At 71.0% G+C, this 15383-nt stretch carries 12 protein-coding genes; 6 read left to right on the top strand and 6 right to left on the bottom strand.

Annotated features, from left to right (window positions below; genetic code table 11):
- Nucleotides 1–5: 5 nt before the first annotated feature.
- Nucleotides 6–794 carry a class I SAM-dependent methyltransferase gene (locus tag QE454_RS09240; RefSeq protein WP_307455958.1) on the top strand — a complete coding sequence of 263 codons (789 nt, stop codon included), beginning with the start codon at nt 6–8 and terminating at the stop codon, nt 792–794.
- Nucleotides 795–797: 3 nt separating this feature from the next.
- Here the strand turns inward: QE454_RS09240 and QE454_RS09235 are convergent, their stop codons facing one another.
- The 4 genes from QE454_RS09235 to QE454_RS09220 form a co-directional block, all read right to left on the bottom strand.
- Nucleotides 798–1907: an aromatic acid exporter family protein gene (locus QE454_RS09235; protein WP_307455960.1), complete on the bottom strand. Its 1110-nt coding sequence runs from the start codon at nt 1905–1907 to the stop codon at nt 798–800.
- Complete coding sequence (locus QE454_RS09230; protein ID WP_307455961.1) at nt 1904–2992, bottom strand: folate-binding protein YgfZ; 1089 nt, start codon at nt 2990–2992, stop codon at nt 1904–1906. The genes QE454_RS09235 and QE454_RS09230 overlap by 4 nt, the downstream gene beginning before the upstream one ends.
- Before the next feature lie 2 nt (nt 2993–2994).
- Nucleotides 2995–3594: an FABP family protein gene (locus tag QE454_RS09225; RefSeq protein WP_210073736.1), complete on the bottom strand. Its 600-nt coding sequence runs from the start codon at nt 3592–3594 to the stop codon at nt 2995–2997.
- A 130-nt stretch (nt 3595–3724) separates the two neighbouring features.
- Nucleotides 3725–4015 carry a hypothetical protein gene (locus tag QE454_RS09220; RefSeq protein ID WP_267787632.1) on the bottom strand — a complete coding sequence of 97 codons (291 nt, stop codon included), beginning with the start codon at nt 4013–4015 and terminating at the stop codon, nt 3725–3727.
- A 114-nt stretch (nt 4016–4129) separates the two neighbouring features.
- Between QE454_RS09220 and QE454_RS09215 the strand changes: the two genes are divergently transcribed.
- Genes QE454_RS09215 through QE454_RS09200 form a run of 4 tightly spaced genes read left to right on the top strand, consistent with a single transcriptional unit; the run spans nt 4130 to nt 8629 of the window.
- Nucleotides 4130–4822: a winged helix-turn-helix domain-containing protein gene (locus QE454_RS09215; protein ID WP_056229289.1), complete on the top strand. Its 693-nt coding sequence runs from the start codon at nt 4130–4132 to the stop codon at nt 4820–4822.
- Between the two features lie 56 nt (nt 4823–4878).
- Nucleotides 4879–7047: an RNA degradosome polyphosphate kinase gene (locus tag QE454_RS09210; protein WP_307455962.1), complete on the top strand. Its 2169-nt coding sequence runs from the start codon at nt 4879–4881 to the stop codon at nt 7045–7047.
- The gene (locus QE454_RS09205) at nt 7044–7994 is read left to right on the top strand and encodes an NUDIX domain-containing protein (protein WP_267787633.1); all 951 of its coding nucleotides are present in this window, start codon (nt 7044–7046) and stop codon (nt 7992–7994) included. The genes QE454_RS09210 and QE454_RS09205 overlap by 4 nt, the downstream gene beginning before the upstream one ends.
- The gene (locus QE454_RS09200; RefSeq protein ID WP_210073732.1) at nt 7991–8629 is read left to right on the top strand and encodes a 4'-phosphopantetheinyl transferase superfamily protein; all 639 of its coding nucleotides are present in this window, start codon (nt 7991–7993) and stop codon (nt 8627–8629) included. The genes QE454_RS09205 and QE454_RS09200 overlap by 4 nt, the downstream gene beginning before the upstream one ends.
- A 109-nt stretch (nt 8630–8738) precedes the next feature.
- Here QE454_RS09200 and QE454_RS09195 read toward each other — a convergent pair whose 3' ends face one another.
- The gene (locus QE454_RS09195; RefSeq protein ID WP_307455967.1) at nt 8739–10037 is read right to left on the bottom strand and encodes a M1 family metallopeptidase; all 1299 of its coding nucleotides are present in this window, start codon (nt 10035–10037) and stop codon (nt 8739–8741) included.
- Complete coding sequence (locus QE454_RS09190) at nt 10034–13972, bottom strand: Pls/PosA family non-ribosomal peptide synthetase (protein WP_307455969.1); 3939 nt, start codon at nt 13970–13972, stop codon at nt 10034–10036. The genes QE454_RS09195 and QE454_RS09190 overlap by 4 nt, the downstream gene beginning before the upstream one ends.
- Before the next feature lie 159 nt (nt 13973–14131).
- Here QE454_RS09190 and QE454_RS09185 point away from each other — a divergent pair, with 159 nt between their 5' ends.
- Complete coding sequence (locus tag QE454_RS09185) at nt 14132–15259, top strand: phosphate ABC transporter substrate-binding protein PstS (RefSeq protein WP_210073730.1); 1128 nt, start codon at nt 14132–14134, stop codon at nt 15257–15259.
- The last annotated feature ends 124 nt before the right edge of the window (nt 15260–15383 follow it).

Below are 15383 nucleotides of genomic sequence, written 5' to 3'. Positions count from 1 at the left end.
TTCGAGTGACCCCCTCCCCCGTCGGCCGTCCCACCCGCGGCACGACCGGGGTCAATCGCCTTCGTCGTATCGACCGCTGGATCGCTCGGCACCCGGTCCTCCGTCGTGCCGACGACCCGCTCGTGGTCGACCTCGGCTTCGGAGCGAGTGCGGTGACACCCCTCGAACTCCTCGCCCGGCTTCGCAGCCAGAGACCGGACGCCGAGGTCCTCGGCCTCGAGATCGACCCCGACCGCGTCGCTCGGGCCCGCGAACAGTCCGCCGGGGTCGAGGGCGTATCTTTCGCACGCGGGGGCTTCGAAGTCCCCCTGCCGGCATCTCGTCGCCCCGCGATCATCCGAGCCATGAACGTGCTCCGCCAATACGACGAGGGCGACGTCGCCGACGCCTGGGGCCGCATGTGCGCGCGACTGCAGCCCGACGGCATCCTGGTCGAGGGAACCTGCGACGAGATCGGCCGCGTCGCGACCTGGGCGGAGGTGGGAGCGGATGCCGTGGCCCGCAGTCTCACCATCTCGCTGCGTCTCGCCGAGCTCGATTCCCCCGCGATCGCCGCCGAGCGCCTGCCGAAGGCCCTGATCCACCGCAACGTCGAGGGAGAACGCGTGCATGAGTTCGTGACCTCGCTCGATCGCGAGTGGGCCCGAGCCGCGGCGGTCGCCCCGTTCGGGCCGGTCCACCGGTGGCGCACGGCGATGCTCGCCCTGGCCGACGCGGGGTGGCCCCTGCTGCGCCGCGAGAGGTGGCGGCTCGGCGAAGTGGGCGTGGCGTGGGAGGCAGTCGCTCCGAGCTGAGCGTCAGACGCGCGGAAGAAGCGCCCGGGCCTCGGCGGAGGGCATTCCGGCCGCGACGAGCAGGTCGACCGCCAGCGGACGCAGGGCCGCGACGAGATTGAGCTCGCCCACGCGCCCCTCGGGCAGCAGAACCGCGGGATCGAGTCGTCGCGCGACTGCTCCGACGGCTTCTCGGGCGACGGGCTCGAGCGAGATGTCGTCGAGGCTGTCGCGGACGAGGCCCGCGCCCCGGGCAAGCTCGGCCAGCAGATCGGCGGGGACGGGTCGGCTCTCGCCGTCCGCGCACAGGTAGGCGGCGCGCCGGGCGACCACGCGAAGGTTGCGCGTGGTGAGGTCGAGGGCACCGCGGACCCGTTCGTGGCGATCGAGCTCGGTGCGCTGGCGGCGCAGGAACGGCGAGATGCGCGCGACCTCGCGGCCCGACTCGAGCGACCCGCTCCACGCGTCGACGTAGGTCTGCAGCGAGCGCGCGCGTTCCAGACCGCGCTCGGCGCGTGCGCGATCGCCCCTGCGCAGCGCCCGCACGATAGTGTCCATGGCGGCATCCAGCGCGTCGAACAGCTCGTCGGCGTCGCGCAGCTCGGTGCGGCGGAGGGTGCGCGGGATCAGCGCGGTCACGATGAGCGCGGCGACGCCGCCGATCGCCCCGTCCACGAGGCGCAGGAACGGCACACCCGACACCAGCACCAGGGCGATGAGCGACTGGACGACCGCCGCGAGCGCGAAGCCCGGCTGGGGCGACAGGAACCGGGCCACGACGAGGGTCACCGTCATCGCGAGCGCGATCTGCCACCATCCGGCCCCGGCGACGAGCAGGACGACCTCGGCGATGAGGATGCCGACGAGCATGCCCATGACCGTCTCGGCGACCCGCCACGGGCGCGCGTCGCGCACCAGCCCGAGGCTCGACACCGTGACCGTCGCCGCGAGCAGAGGGACCGAGTGCCCCAGCACGAAGTGCGCGAAAGCGTACGCCGCGGTCGCGGCGACGACGATCTGCGCGATCGCCGGCAGCGACTCGCGCACGCGGTTGACCCGGCGCCCGACGGTGGAGCGCCAGCGCGGACCGGCGACGACGACCCCGACGGTCGTCGAGGAGTCGTCGGGGGTCATTCCGCGGCGCGGCGGCGCCCGAGGCGCGGCAGACGGGGAATGGCGGCTGTGGCACCCGCGTCGGCGGGAACGACGGTCTCGGCCGCCGCGGCCAGCGGTCCGTCGGCGGTGTCGACGATGAGCGGCTCGCCCTCGGGAGCGGTGCGCTTGACGAGGGCGAGGGCGATCGGCCCCTCTTCGTGGTGGACGGCCACCGAGGTGATGGCGCCGATCACGGTATCCCCCGCGCGTACGGCGTCTCCGCGGACGGGGAGGACGTTGTCGCTGCCGTCGAGCTGGAGGGCAACGACGCGGCGCGGAGGGTGACCGAGGTTGTGGACCTTCGCCACCGTCTCCTGGCCGCGGTAGCAGCCCTTCGACAGGTGCACCGCCGTGCGGAGCCAGTCCATCTCGTGCGGGAGCAGTCGCTCATCGGCATCGACGGCCACGCGAGGACGCCACGCCGCGATACGCAGGGCTTCGACCGCGTCGAGACCGGCCAAGGCCGTCTCTCCGCTCACGGCCGACGCGATCACGCGCTCGAACTCCGCGGCATCCACGATCGCCTCGGCCCAGTCGCGGTCGGCACCCGGGTGCGGGTCGACGCGGGCGTAGGCCCACCCACCCGGCGAGACGTCCGGCCACGGGTCGACCCACACCGGAGCGACGGACGAGAGGACCCCCACTGCCTCGCGCGTTCCGCCGAGCACGAAAAGCTCGTCGGAGCGGTCGACGACCACCACGCGCAGGCGGAATCGCATACGCGTCAGCCACGCGGCGAGGGCCGCGGCATCCGACGCATCGACGAGAAGCCACGCGGTCTCGCCGTCGTCGACCACCGAGGCGGCGTGCTCGACGCGTCCCTGGGGGTCGAGGATGAGGAACTCGGTCGAGACGCCGGGCGCGAGGTGCGTGAGGGCCTGCGACGACAGCGAGTCGAGCCAGCTGAGGCGGTCTTCACCCGAGACCGTGATGACGCGGCGGTCGCCGAGGGGCGCGAGAGCGGATCCGGATGCCAAGCGGCGCTGCTCCGCCACGGGAGAGCCGACGTGGCGCAGCCCGCGATCGTCGATCACCGCACCGGGGACGGCGGAGAGGGATGACATGGTCACTCTGCCCGGGCCAGTCGAGCCGAGGCGTGCGAGCCCAGCTCGCGACCGAGGGCCGCGATGTCCCATGCCCAGAGAAGGTGGTTGTCGACGAGCCCGTAGAGGCGGGTAGCCGCCGTGTAGGTCTTCGCACCGGCGGTACGGACGACGGCATCGGTCGCGAGATCGATGCGCGGCCCCTTCACCTGCCCGACATAGAGCTCCAGGATGCCATCGGCGTGCGCCAGGCTCACCTCGATGTCGAAGCCGCCCTGGGCGTTGCGCAGGGCTTCGACGTCGTCGGCCGTACGGGTGACGGGCTCGGCCGTCGCGGGGAGGAGCCCGGGGCCGGCGTCGGCGTCGCCGACGGGTCGTGCGAGACGCCAGTAGCCGATCTCGGAGACGAGGGGGCGCCGCCCGTCACCCTCGATCAGCCACGCATCGGCGGAGTAGTTGAGGAATCCCCCGCCGTCATGGCTGAAGCTGACGCGGTGGGCGAACTCGCCCGAGAAGGACCGGCCATCGACCTCGTAGTCGATGACGCCGGTGCCCTCCCAGACGCCCACCAGCCACGAGAGCGGGACGAGGTCGGCCGGAAGATCGGTCGGGATCTCGATCACGACGCGCTCAGCGCTGGCCGCGGTAGAGGTTCCAGATGACCGTTCCGGACACGAAGGCGATCGCCAGCGAGGCGAGGCCGAGAAGTCCCACGAAGAACGCTTCGAGCGCGAAAAGGTCCATAGCCCAATCCTAGCCCGACACCAGCGCCGCGAGTCCGAACCCGGCCGTGATGATGCCCAGCACCACCATCGCCCCGAGGCTGCTCAACGCCATGCGCTGGATGAACGCCTGTGAGCGGCCGTACCAGAGCTGCACGGCGAACGCCACGATGATGCAGCCTCCCAGAGCGACGGTGATCCACTGGGCGCGCCAGTGCTCCGGAGCGAACAGGCCGATGAGCACTCCGGCCACCGCGGCCAGCACCCACACGGCGACGATGCCGCCGAATGTGCGACGCGGCGCGAGGTCAGGCGTGGACATGACCCCATCATCACTCACGACCCCCTTGGCGCGCACGCGCAGCGCCGGTGTCGAGCGGCTCCGCGCGTCACCCTAAGATGATCGGGTGCGCGGCACGCCGCACGGGAGGTCCTCTTGGCTCAGCTTCTTGTACTCAGCTCCGCCCCGGGCGGCGGGGCTGCTCTGCCTGCGCTCGAACTGCTGAGCCACCGGGTGCGGCAAATACCCGCCGAGGCCGCGCAGCTGGTGAACGCCCCCAGTGCCGACGTCATCTTCGTCGACGCCCGCTTCGACCTGGTCGGGGCCAAGTCGCTCAGCAAGATCCTCACGACCACCGGCGTCGAGGCGCCCCTGGTGCTCATCGTGACCGAGGGCGGTCTCACCGCCGTCTCGACGGACTGGGGCATCGACGACGTCGTCCTCGTCGGTGCCGGTCCCGCCGAGATCGACGCGCGCATCCGCCTCGCGATGGGGCGACGGGCCGCAGACCAGGTGTCGACGCGTATCCAGACCTCCGGCATCACGATCGACGAGTCGTCGTACTCGGCCAAGGTGCACGGCAAGCCCCTCGACCTCACCTACAAGGAGTTCCAGCTCCTGCACTTCTTCGCCACGCACCCGTCGCGCGTGTTCACCCGCGAGCAGTTGCTCAGCGAGGTCTGGGGCTACGACTACTTCGGCGGCACCCGCACGGTCGACGTGCACGTTCGACGCCTCCGCGCCAAGCTCGGCGATCTCGAGCAGCTCATCGGCACCGTGCGCAACGTCGGCTACCGGTTCAACGTCTACGAAGACGACGCCCCCGCCGCGGCATCCCCCTCCGCATAAGGTCGCACGCACCGCGTGTTCACCCCCGTGTCACCGACCCCTGCAATGATGTGGGAATGATGGAACACGACTCGCTCGATGCCGGCCTCGGCGACGCCGACGACGACGACTTCGACGAGGCCGTAGAGGCCCAAGACGACCAGTTGCCCGACCACCGCTACCTCGACCGTGAGATCAGCTGGCTGTCGTTCAATCAGCGTGTGCTCGAGCTCGCCGAGGACCCCACGGTCCCGGTCCTGGAGCGGGCGAACTTCCTCGCCATCTTCGCCAGCAACCTCGACGAGTTCTTCATGGTGCGGGTGGCGGGCCTCAAGCGCCGCATCGTCACGGGGCTCGCCGTTCCCACCAACGTGGGCCGCGCCCCGCTCGACGTGCTCGCCGACATCTCGGCCGAGGCTCACCGCCTGCAACTGCGTCACGCCGCCGCGTGGACCGAGAAGGTGCGTCCCGCTCTCGCCGAAGCCGGCATCGAGGTCGTGTCGTGGGGGTCGCTCGACGAGGACACCGCCGCGCGCCTGACCGAGTACTTCCAGCGGAACGTCTTCCCGGTGCTCATGCCGCTCGCCGTCGACCCGGCGCACCCGTTCCCCTACATCTCGGGGCTCTCGCTCAACCTCGCGATCCGCATCCGCAACGCTCGCACCGGCCGCCAGGAGTTCGCGCGTCTCAAAGTGCCGCCGATGCTCCCGCGCTTCGTCGAGATCGGCGGGGACGGACCCGGCGTGCGCTACCTGCCGCTCGAGGAACTCATCTCGAACCACCTGGGCGATCTGTTCCCGGGGATGGAGGTCCTCGACCACCACGCGTTCCGTCTGACGCGCAACGAGGACATGACGATCGAAGAGGACGAGACCGAGAACCTCATCCAGGCGCTCGAGGCCGAGCTCCTGCGTCGTCGTTTCGGTCCCCCCATCCGCCTCGAGATCACCGAGGACATGGATGACGTCACGCGTTCGCTGCTGCTGAGCGAACTCGACATCACCGAGCAGGAGGTCTACCGGCTGCCGGGATCCCTCGACCTGCGCGGCCTGTTCGACCTGTCGCGCATCGACCGCCCCGACCTGCGTTACCCGCCGCACGTGCCCAAGACGGCGCTGGCCTTCCAGCCGCCCGAGCAGAACGGACGCGCCGACCTGTTCGGTGCGATCCGCAAGGGCGACGTGCTGGTGCACCACCCGTACGAGTCGTTCGCGACGAGCGTGCAGGCCTTCCTCGAGCAGGCCGCCCGCGACCCGCACGTGCTCGCCATCAAGCAGACGCTGTACCGCACGTCGGGCGACAGCCCCATCGTGCAGGCGCTCATCGACGCAGCCGAGGCCGGCAAACAGGTCCTCGCGCTCGTCGAGGTCAAGGCGCGCTTCGACGAGGCCAACAACATCGTCTGGGCCCGCAAGCTCGAGAAGGCCGGCGTCCACGTCGTCTACGGTCTGGTGGGGCTCAAGACCCACTGCAAGCTCGCGCTCGTCATCCGCGAAGAAGAGGGTCGCCTGCGCCACTACAGCCATGTCGGCACGGGCAACTACAACCCCAAGACGAGCCGCATCTACGAAGACTTCGGGCTGTTCACCGTCGACGACCAGGTGGGCCGCGACCTCACGCGCCTGTTCAACGAGCTCAGCGGCTACGCGATCGAGAAGAAGTTCAAGCGTCTTCTCGTGGCTCCCCTGCACCTGCGCAAGGGGCTGCTGCGTCACATCGACAAGGAGCGCCGCAACGCGCTCGAGGGCAAGCCCTCCGGCGTGCGGATCAAGGTCAACTCGATGGTCGACGAGGAGATCATCGACGCGCTGTACCGCGCGAGCCAGGCCGGTGTTCCCGTCGAGGTATGGGTGCGCGGAATCTGTTCGATCAAGCCGGGCGTCCCCGGAATGAGCGAGAACATCACGGTGCGATCGATCCTCGGTCGCTACCTCGAGCATTCGCGCATCTTCACCTTCGAGAACGACGGCGACCCGCAGGTCTTCATCGGAAGCGCCGACATGATGCACCGCAACCTCGACCGCCGCGTCGAGGCGCTCGTGCGCGTGGTCGACCCGGCTCAGGTGCAAGAGCTCACGACGCTGTTCACCCTCGCGATGGACGACGGCACGAGCTCGTGGCACCTCGGCTCGGAGGGAGAGTGGACGCGGCACAGCGTCGACGAGTCCGGTGCGCCTCTCATCGATCTGCAGGAGCACACCATGGCGCTCGTGCAGCGCAAGCGCCGGGCCCGGACGGCGCGGTGACGAAGGCCGAACCCGAGACGGCCGTCTACGCGGCCGGCGGCGTCGTGTGGCGCTTCGTGGAGGGCAAGCTCCGCGTTCTGCTCATCCACCGTACGAAGTACCGGGACCTCACCCTCCCGAAGGGAAAGGTCGACCCCGGCGAAACGCTCGCCGAGACCGCCGTGCGCGAGATCCGCGAGGAGACCGGCATCCGGGTCTCGCTCGGGGTGCCCGTGGGCGTCTCGAGATACCGGATGCCGAGCTCACGCACCAAGATCGTGCACTACTGGGCGGCGGAGGCGACGGACGCCGCCGTGCGCAGCTCGACGTTCGTCCCCAACAAAGAGGTCGCGGCGATCGAGTGGGTGAGCCTGAAGAAGGCACGCAAGAACCTCTCCTATCCCGTCGACATCGAGATCCTCGACGAGTTCACGCGGATCGTCGACGAAGGGGCCCTGCCGACCTTCCCGATCGTCGTGCTGCGCCACGCGAGAGCACGCGCGCGTGAGGAATGGGACGGCTCCGACAGCGTGCGGCCGCTGACCCCGCGCGGTCGCCGCCAAGCCGAGGCGATCGTCGGGCCCCTGCTCGCGTTCGGCGTGCGGCGGGTGTACTCGAGCCCGGCGGAGCGATGCATTCGGACGGCGACACCCCTCGCCCAGGCCCTGGGCCAGCGCATCCACCTGACCGACGCGGTCAGTCAGGACGCGTGGGAAGAGGGACGCGCCGACTCGCGCACCCTCATCGGCGAGCGGGTGCGCGCCCGCAAACCGGTGGTCGTGTCGAGCCATCGGCCGGTGCTCCCCGACATCCTGCACGAGCTCGCGCTCGCGACCGGGACCATGGGCGGTTCCTACCTGGGCAGTGCTTCGGCGCTCGAGCCCGCCGCGTTCTCGGTCGTGCACATTCCGGTCGAGCATCCCGGTGCCGGCATCGTGGCCATCGAGACGCACGAGCCGAAGGTGTGACGCTTCCCGCCGGCATCCGTGTCGCGTGGCGCGAGGTTCCCGCGGGCTCGAAGCGCCGGGACGTCTCGCGTGCACTGCTCGCCGAGCTGCTGCCGGGGGCGCGGTTCACGTCGCGCTGCCCCGCGTGCGGTGCGGACCACGGCCGCGTGCGCGTGGAGGGGGCGGATGCCGCGGCCTCGGTGTCGTACGCCGGGGGCTGGGCCGTCGTGGCCACGGCGTCGGGGCACGAGAGTGTCGGTGTGGATGCGGTGCCCGGGAACGCGGCCGGCTTGGAGCGGGTCCTTCCCCCCGTGGTGTCCGACCGGCCGGCCGTCTTCGAGACGAGCGCCGCGCGGGCGGAGGCGGGGCACCGTGCGACCGGGGGCGAGCAGGCACGGGCGTGGGCGCGGGTGGAGGCCGTCCTCAAGGCGGACGGCCGAGGGCTCGGCGTGGATCCGCGGTGCGTGGAGGTGACCCTGAACGGTGCGCGGTGGTCGGCCCGGGTGCGGTCGCCCTCGTCCGACAGCGCTGAGGCAGGGGACGACGGCGAGGCGGGTGCGCGCGAACGGCGTTGGCGCGGATGGGACCTCGACGGTCCCGACGGCGTCGTGCTCGCGGTGGCCGTGGAGGCGCGCGCGGACGACGTCTCGGTGTGAGGCGCCGTGGGTGGGTGCGCCGAAACCGCCCGATGCTCTGCCCGGTGGCTCCGCCGGCCGAGGCCATCGGTCCGGTCCCGCGAGTCGCGATGGCGCTGCGGTTCGACCGTCAGGGTCGCGCCGGCAGAGCCACGTCGTCGATCCACCGTGACAGCACCGCCGCGGCATCCGCTCCCCCGGCGTGTTCGACCGCGGCGCGGAAATCGTCGGTGGTCACGAGAGCGTGCCGATGCTCCGCCGTCCACGATCGCAGGAGCTCGAAGAACGCGTCGTCGCCGAGCGTGCGCCGAAGAGCGTGCAGGGTCAGGGCGCCGCGCTTGTAGACGCGGTCGTCGAACATGTCGTCGGGGCCCGGATCGACGAGAAGAAGATCGCGGGGTTTGGCGGCGAGACGGGCGTAGAAGTCTGCGACGCACGACTCGACGGACGCGCCACCCGAAGTCTCCGACCACAACCATTCGGCGTAGCAGGCGAAGCCCTCGTTGAGCCAGATGTCGCTCCACCGGGCGATGCCGACGCTGTTGCCGAACCACTGGTGCGCCAGCTCGTGCGCCACGAGGCGCTGCGCCGCGGGAACCAGGTGGTTCATGCCGAAGACCGCCAACCCCTGGGCCTCGAGCGGGATCTCCAGCTCGTCGGCGGTCACCACGAGCGTGCACGCCTGCTGGGGGTAGGGCCCGAAGAACCGATCGAAGGCCCGCAGCATGCCGGGCACCGTCGCGAACGCCCGATCGACGGCCGCACTGAGTCCCGGAGGGGCCGTGACCGTGACCGCGGGCACGAGCGAGTCACCGGTGCCCTCGAGCTGGCGCGTGCGATAGCGCCCCACGTGCACGGCCGCGAGATACGTGGCCGTGGGGACGTCGGAGACGAAGGTGGTCGTCACCCGACCACCTCGCCGCACGCTCGGACCGGCGACCCCCGTGGCCGCCGCCACGTATCCCTCGTCGACCGTGATCTCGAGCCGCATACGCGCGCGGTTGTCCGGGCGGTCGTTGCAGGGGAACCAGGTCGGCGCGCCGGTCGGCTGGCCGGCGACGAGGGCGCCGTCGGTCAGTTCCTCCCACCCGAGGGTTCCCCACCGGGAACGGCGAGGAGCTGGGGCTCCCGCGTAGGCCACCTCGACCTCGAAACGATCACCCGCGGCGAGCGCGCGCGGCAGGGTGACGCGGAGGACGCGGGGACCGGCCGAGAACCGGGCGCTCGCACCGTCGACGCGCACGCGCGAGGTGCGGAGGCCGACGATGTCGAGGGCGAACGACGAGACCGCCTCGCGGGCGACAGCGACGATCGTCGCGACGCCTTCGAGGCGATTGGTGCGCACGCGGTAACCGATCACGAGGTCGTACGACTCGACGTCGTACGACAGGTCGCCGCTCTGCGGGGCGTACCGGTCGACCACGCTCACGTCGTCGACTGGTAGGCGCGCACCTTCACCGCACGCCACGGACCGATGGGATTGCCGCTCCACCGCGAGCCGACCGGTACCGTCTCCCCGCGCATCACGAGCGACGCGGGGCCCACGGTCGCATGCGCGCCGAGCGTCGAGGCGGGAAGGACGACGCTGTGCGGACCGAGGGTCGACCCCGGCTCCAGCTCGACGGTATCCATACTCATGATTCGATCATGGAACAGATGCGTCTGAACGACGCATCCGCGGTTGACGGTTGACGCATCCCCCAGAGTGACCAGGTCGGGTTCGGGCAGCCAGTAGCTGTCACACCACACCCCGCGCCCGATCTTCGCCCCGAGAGTGCGCAGCCACACGGCGAGCGCCGGCGTGCCCGCCGCCGCGCGCGCGAACCACGGGGCGGCGACCATCTCGGTGAAGGTGTCCGACACCTCCGTGCGCCACACGAAGCTCGACCACAGCGGCTGCTCCCCCGCGCGGATGACGCCGACGATCGCCCACTTCGCCGCCGTCGACACGCCGGCCGCCACGGCGCCCGCCGCGAGCAGCACGATGCCCGAGAGCAACAGCGTCCACACCGGGCCCAGGCCTTGCCACAGTGCAGCGAGTGCGAAGATCACGCCGAGACCGAGCGCACACGTCACGACCACCGGCACGAAGCGGCACAGCTCCCAGAGGGTTCGCGCGAGACGCAGCGCCGACGTCGGCCGGTAGGTGCGCGACTCATCGCCCTCCGCCGACCTCCGGCGCAGGCGCACCGCGGGTGAGCCGAGCCACGACGAGCCCGCCTTGGCCTTGAGCGGCGCGGCCGACAGCACGGCGACCAGCCCATCGCGCGGAACGCGGTGTCCGGGAGCGGCCATGCCGGAGTTGCCGAGGAACGCGCGCCTGCCGATGCGCACCGGCCCGATCCGCAGCCAGCCGGCTCGCAGCTCGTAGGAGGCCACCATGGTGTCGTCGGCGAGGAACGCCCCGTCCTCGATCCGCGTCATCGACGGGATGAGCAGCACCGTCGACGCCTCGACGTCGCGGCCCACGCGCGCACCGAGCAGGCGCAGCCATACGGGGGTGAACAGTGACGAGTACAACGGGAAGAGCACCGTGCGGGCGGCATCCAGGAGTCTTTCGATCGTCCACGCCTGCCAGGCGACGCGACTGCGCACGGGGTGCGTCCCCTCGATGAGCGCGATCGACATGACGCGCACGAGAAGGACCACGGATGCCGCGAACACCAGGCCCGTGACCGCGACGCCGGGAACGAGCCAGGCGAAGGCCCCCGCGGCTGCCTCGGCGAGATCGCTCGCGCCGCGCATCCCCTGCGCGACGACGAGCCCACCGACGGTGAACGACGCGAGCGGCAGCAGCGCCAGGACGACCGCCGACGCGGCGTATGCCCAGAGCCAGCGGGTGGGCGACGCCGGGCGCTCGGTCGGCCAGCCCTTCGCCGTGCCGCCCACGCGCACGGCCGGAGACCCGGCCCACGACTGGTCGGCCTTGACGCGGCCGAAGACCGCGGATCCCGGCGCGATCTCGGCGCGACGACCGATGCGCGTTCCGGGAGCGAGCGTCGAACGGGCGCCCACGGTGGCTTCCGCCCCGATGCGCACCTCGCCGATGCGCACGAGGTCGCCGTCGATCCAGTACCCGGTCAGATCCACCTCGGGTTCGACCGAGGCTCCGTCGCCGACGACGAGCATTCCCGTCACCGGCGGCAGCGCGTGCAGGTCGACGTTGCGACCGATTCGCGCGCCGAGAGCGCGGGCGTAGTACGACACCCAGGGGGCGCCCGCGAGACCCACGGCATCCACCTGGTCGGCGATCTGCTCGGCGAGCCACAGGCGGATGTGCACCCACCCTCCGCGCGGATAGTCGCCCGGGCGCAGGCCCGCGAGCAGGAGGCGAGCGGATGCCACGGCGATCGCCATGCGTCCGAACGGCGTCGCGAAGACGACGAGGCCGACCACGAGAGCCGGCCACGGCACCGTCGGCAGGACGTCGAAGCCGGGGACGAGCCGCAGGATCGCCGAGGCGGTCAGCAGGTAGAGCAGCCACCGCACCCCCGAGAGGACGAAGAGCGGCACACCGAGTAGCGTCTGCGCCCACTGGGTCGTGCGCGGCGTCGGTTCGGCGCGGTGGAACTCGGCGGGGGTCTCGTCGGCGAGCTGGGGTCCGAGCGCCTTGGCCATCGCCCCCAGTCGGGGCACGTCGTAGATGTCGGCGACCGAGAACTCGGGCACGCGTGCACGGATGCGCGAGACGAGCTGGGCCGCCGCGAGCGACCCGCCGCCCAGATCGAAGAAGTCCGCCTTGCGCTCGGTGACCGGCAGGCCCAGGACGGCCTGCCACTGCTCGGCCAGCCAGGTTTCATCGAGGGAGAAGTCGGTGGGGGCGGGCGCCTCGACACCGGGGAGCGGCCACGGCAAAGCCGCCCGGTCCACCTTGCCCGAGGTGCGCACGGGAAGAGCGTCGACCACACCCAGAAGCGGGATGGTCGCGGCGGGGAGGCGCTCTGCGAGAGCGGCGCGAGCGGCGGCGCGGTCGAGTTCGACGCCCTCTTCCATCACGAGGTAGCCGACCAGCACCGGGACGCCCGCCTCGGTGGTGCGGACGGCGACCGTGGCGGCGCTGACACCGCGAAGGTCCTGCAGGGCCGACTCCACCTCACCGAGCTCGATGCGCCTGCCGCCGACCTTGACCTGGTCGTCCGCGCGCCCCTGGAACACCAGACCCTCGGGCTCGAAGCGCACGAGATCGCCCGAGCGATAGGCCCGCTCCCACCCGAGAGTCGGCATGGATGCGTACTTCTCGGCGTCCTTCGCCGGGTCGAGATAACGGGCAAGACCGACGCCGCCGATGATCAGTTCGCCCACCTCTCCCTCCGCCACGGGGAGTCCCTCGGCATCCACCACCGCGAGAGACCAGCCGTCGAGGGGCAGACCGATGCGCACGGGCAGCGAGCCATCGAGCGGAGCCGCGCACGCCACGACCGTCGCCTCGGTCGGTCCGTACGTGTTCCAGACCTCGCGTCCCTCGGCCACCAGGCGCGCGGCGAGCTCGGGCGGGCACGCCTCTCCGCCGAAGATCAGCAGGCGCACGTTCTCGATCGAGTCCGCCGGCCACATCGCCGCGAGCGTCGGCACGGTCGACACGACCGTGATCCCCTGGCGGAGCAGCCAGGGCGCGAGGTCTTCGCCCGACCGCACGAGAGAACGGGGAGCCGGCACGAGACACGCACCGTGACCCCAGGCGAGCCACATCTCCTCGCACGAGGCGTCGAAGGCCACAGAGAGCCCGGCCAGCACACGGTCCCCCGGTCCGAGCGGTTCGCTCTGCAGGAAGACGCGCCCCTCCGCTTCGACGAAGGCAGCCGCCGAGCGGTGCGAGACCGCGACGCCCTTGGGGACGCCGGTCGAACCCGAGGTGAAGATGATCCACGCGTCGTCGTCGGCCGTGGGCGGGGCGACGATCGGCACGGCGTTCGTGCCCGGATGCGGAGCGTCTCCGTCGTACAGACGAACGAGGTCGCCCTCGGTCGCCACGAACTCGCCCTCCCCCGCGACGATGCCGCGCACCCCGGCCTCGCCGAACACCAGGCGGGCGCGCTCGTCGGGATCGTCGGCATCCACCGGCACGTAGGCGGCGCCCGCCGCCATGACCGCGAGTATCGACACGTACAGCTCCTTGGAACCGGACGGCATGCGCACGCCCACCCGGTCACCCCGTCGCACTCCGGCGTCATGCAGAGCCGCTGCCGTCCGCCATACACGCGCCAGCAGCTCGCGGTAGCTGAGGGCACCCGACCCGTCGTCGATCGCGGAGGCTTCGGGATGCCGAGCGGCGACGTCGGTCAGGATGTCGATGAGAGTGCGCGCGGGCGGCGCAGCCCCCGTCCGGTCCAGCGGGGCCTGAGCTTCGAAAGCGGAGGTCGTCACGGAGGTGAACAGTACAACCCCCAGGAAAACACCCCGGGACGGCCGCCCCGGTTCACCTCCCGTTCACCCGTGCAACGCAGTCTGTTCTCCGTCGCTGTTTACCGTTCACGACGAACCCTGCACCGGGTTCCTGTTCCCGACATGCGAAGGATTCACACCGTGAAGCTCTCCCGACTCGCCCAGCTGGGCACCGTGGCCGCCGTGGCCTCTCTGACACTCGCCGGCTGCGCCGGCACCTCGGGCTCCGGCGACGCCGCGGGCTCGACCCCCACGTCGACCTCGTCCGACGTCGCGTTCACCGTCGACCCGAACCTCTCGGGCACGATCACGGCCGGTGGCTCGAGCGCCCAGGCGAACGCGCAGGCCGCATGGACGAGCGCCTACAACGCTCAGGCCAAGGGCGTCACGATCAACTACGACAAGTCGCAGGGCTCCGGCGGTGGCGTCACCAACTTCCTGAGCGGCGCGTACGACTTCGCCGGCTCCGACTCGCCGCTGAACGCCGACCAGACGGCCCAGTCCAAGGCCCTCTGCACCGACGGCGGCGTCAACATCCCCGTCTACCTCGACGGTGTCGCGATCATCTTCAACATCCCCGGCGTGACCAGCCTGAAGCTCTCGGGTGAGACGATCGCGAAGATCTTCGCCCTGCAGATCACCGACTGGTCGGACCCGGCCATCACGAAGGACAACGGAACGGCCCTCGCCGCCGGCGCCATCACCACCGTCGCCCGTTCGGACGGCTCGGGCACGACGCAGAACTTCACCAACTACCTCGCCGCGACGCAGTCGTCGGTCTGGACCAAGCCCGCGGGCAAGGACTGGCCGATCGAGGGCAACGTGTCGAAGCAGAAGGGCGGCTCGGGCGTCGTCGAGGCCGTCAAGGCCGGCACCGGCACCATCGGCTACGCCGACCACTCCGCCATCGGCAGCCTGAACGCCGCGTCGATCATCCAGGACGGCACCGCCATCGCTTACAGCCCCGAGGCCGTCACGGCGACCTTCGCCGCTGCCGCGGTCGACGCCAGCAACGGCGTCGCGGGCGACCTGTCGAAGAAGTTCGACTACTCGAAGCTCACGGCTGAGACCTACCCGATCCCGCTCGTGTCGTACGCGATCGCCTGCACCACGTTCAAGGACGCGAAGCAGTCCGAGCTCGTCAAGTCGTACCTCGGCTTCGTCACCAGCACGCTCGGCCAGCAGGTCGCTGCCAAGAACGCCGGCTCCGCGCCGCTGCCCGACTCGGTGCTCTCGGCTGCTGCCGAAACCCTCGCGTCGATCAAGTAAACATCTCTTCGGACTCGGCCCGGCCCGCACCTCGCGTGCGGGTCGGGCCGGGCTGATCGGAGCGGTCGACACCGTCGAATGCTCCGCTGAGCCGACATCCTCAGAGAACACCCGACCGAGGAGA

This window comes from Microbacterium sp. SORGH_AS_0454 (genome assembly GCF_031453395.1).
Classification (GTDB): Bacteria; Actinomycetota; Actinomycetes; order Actinomycetales; family Microbacteriaceae; genus Microbacterium.
Note: the sequence above shows the minus strand (reverse complement) of the source record. Positions and strands in the feature narration are given on the sequence as shown.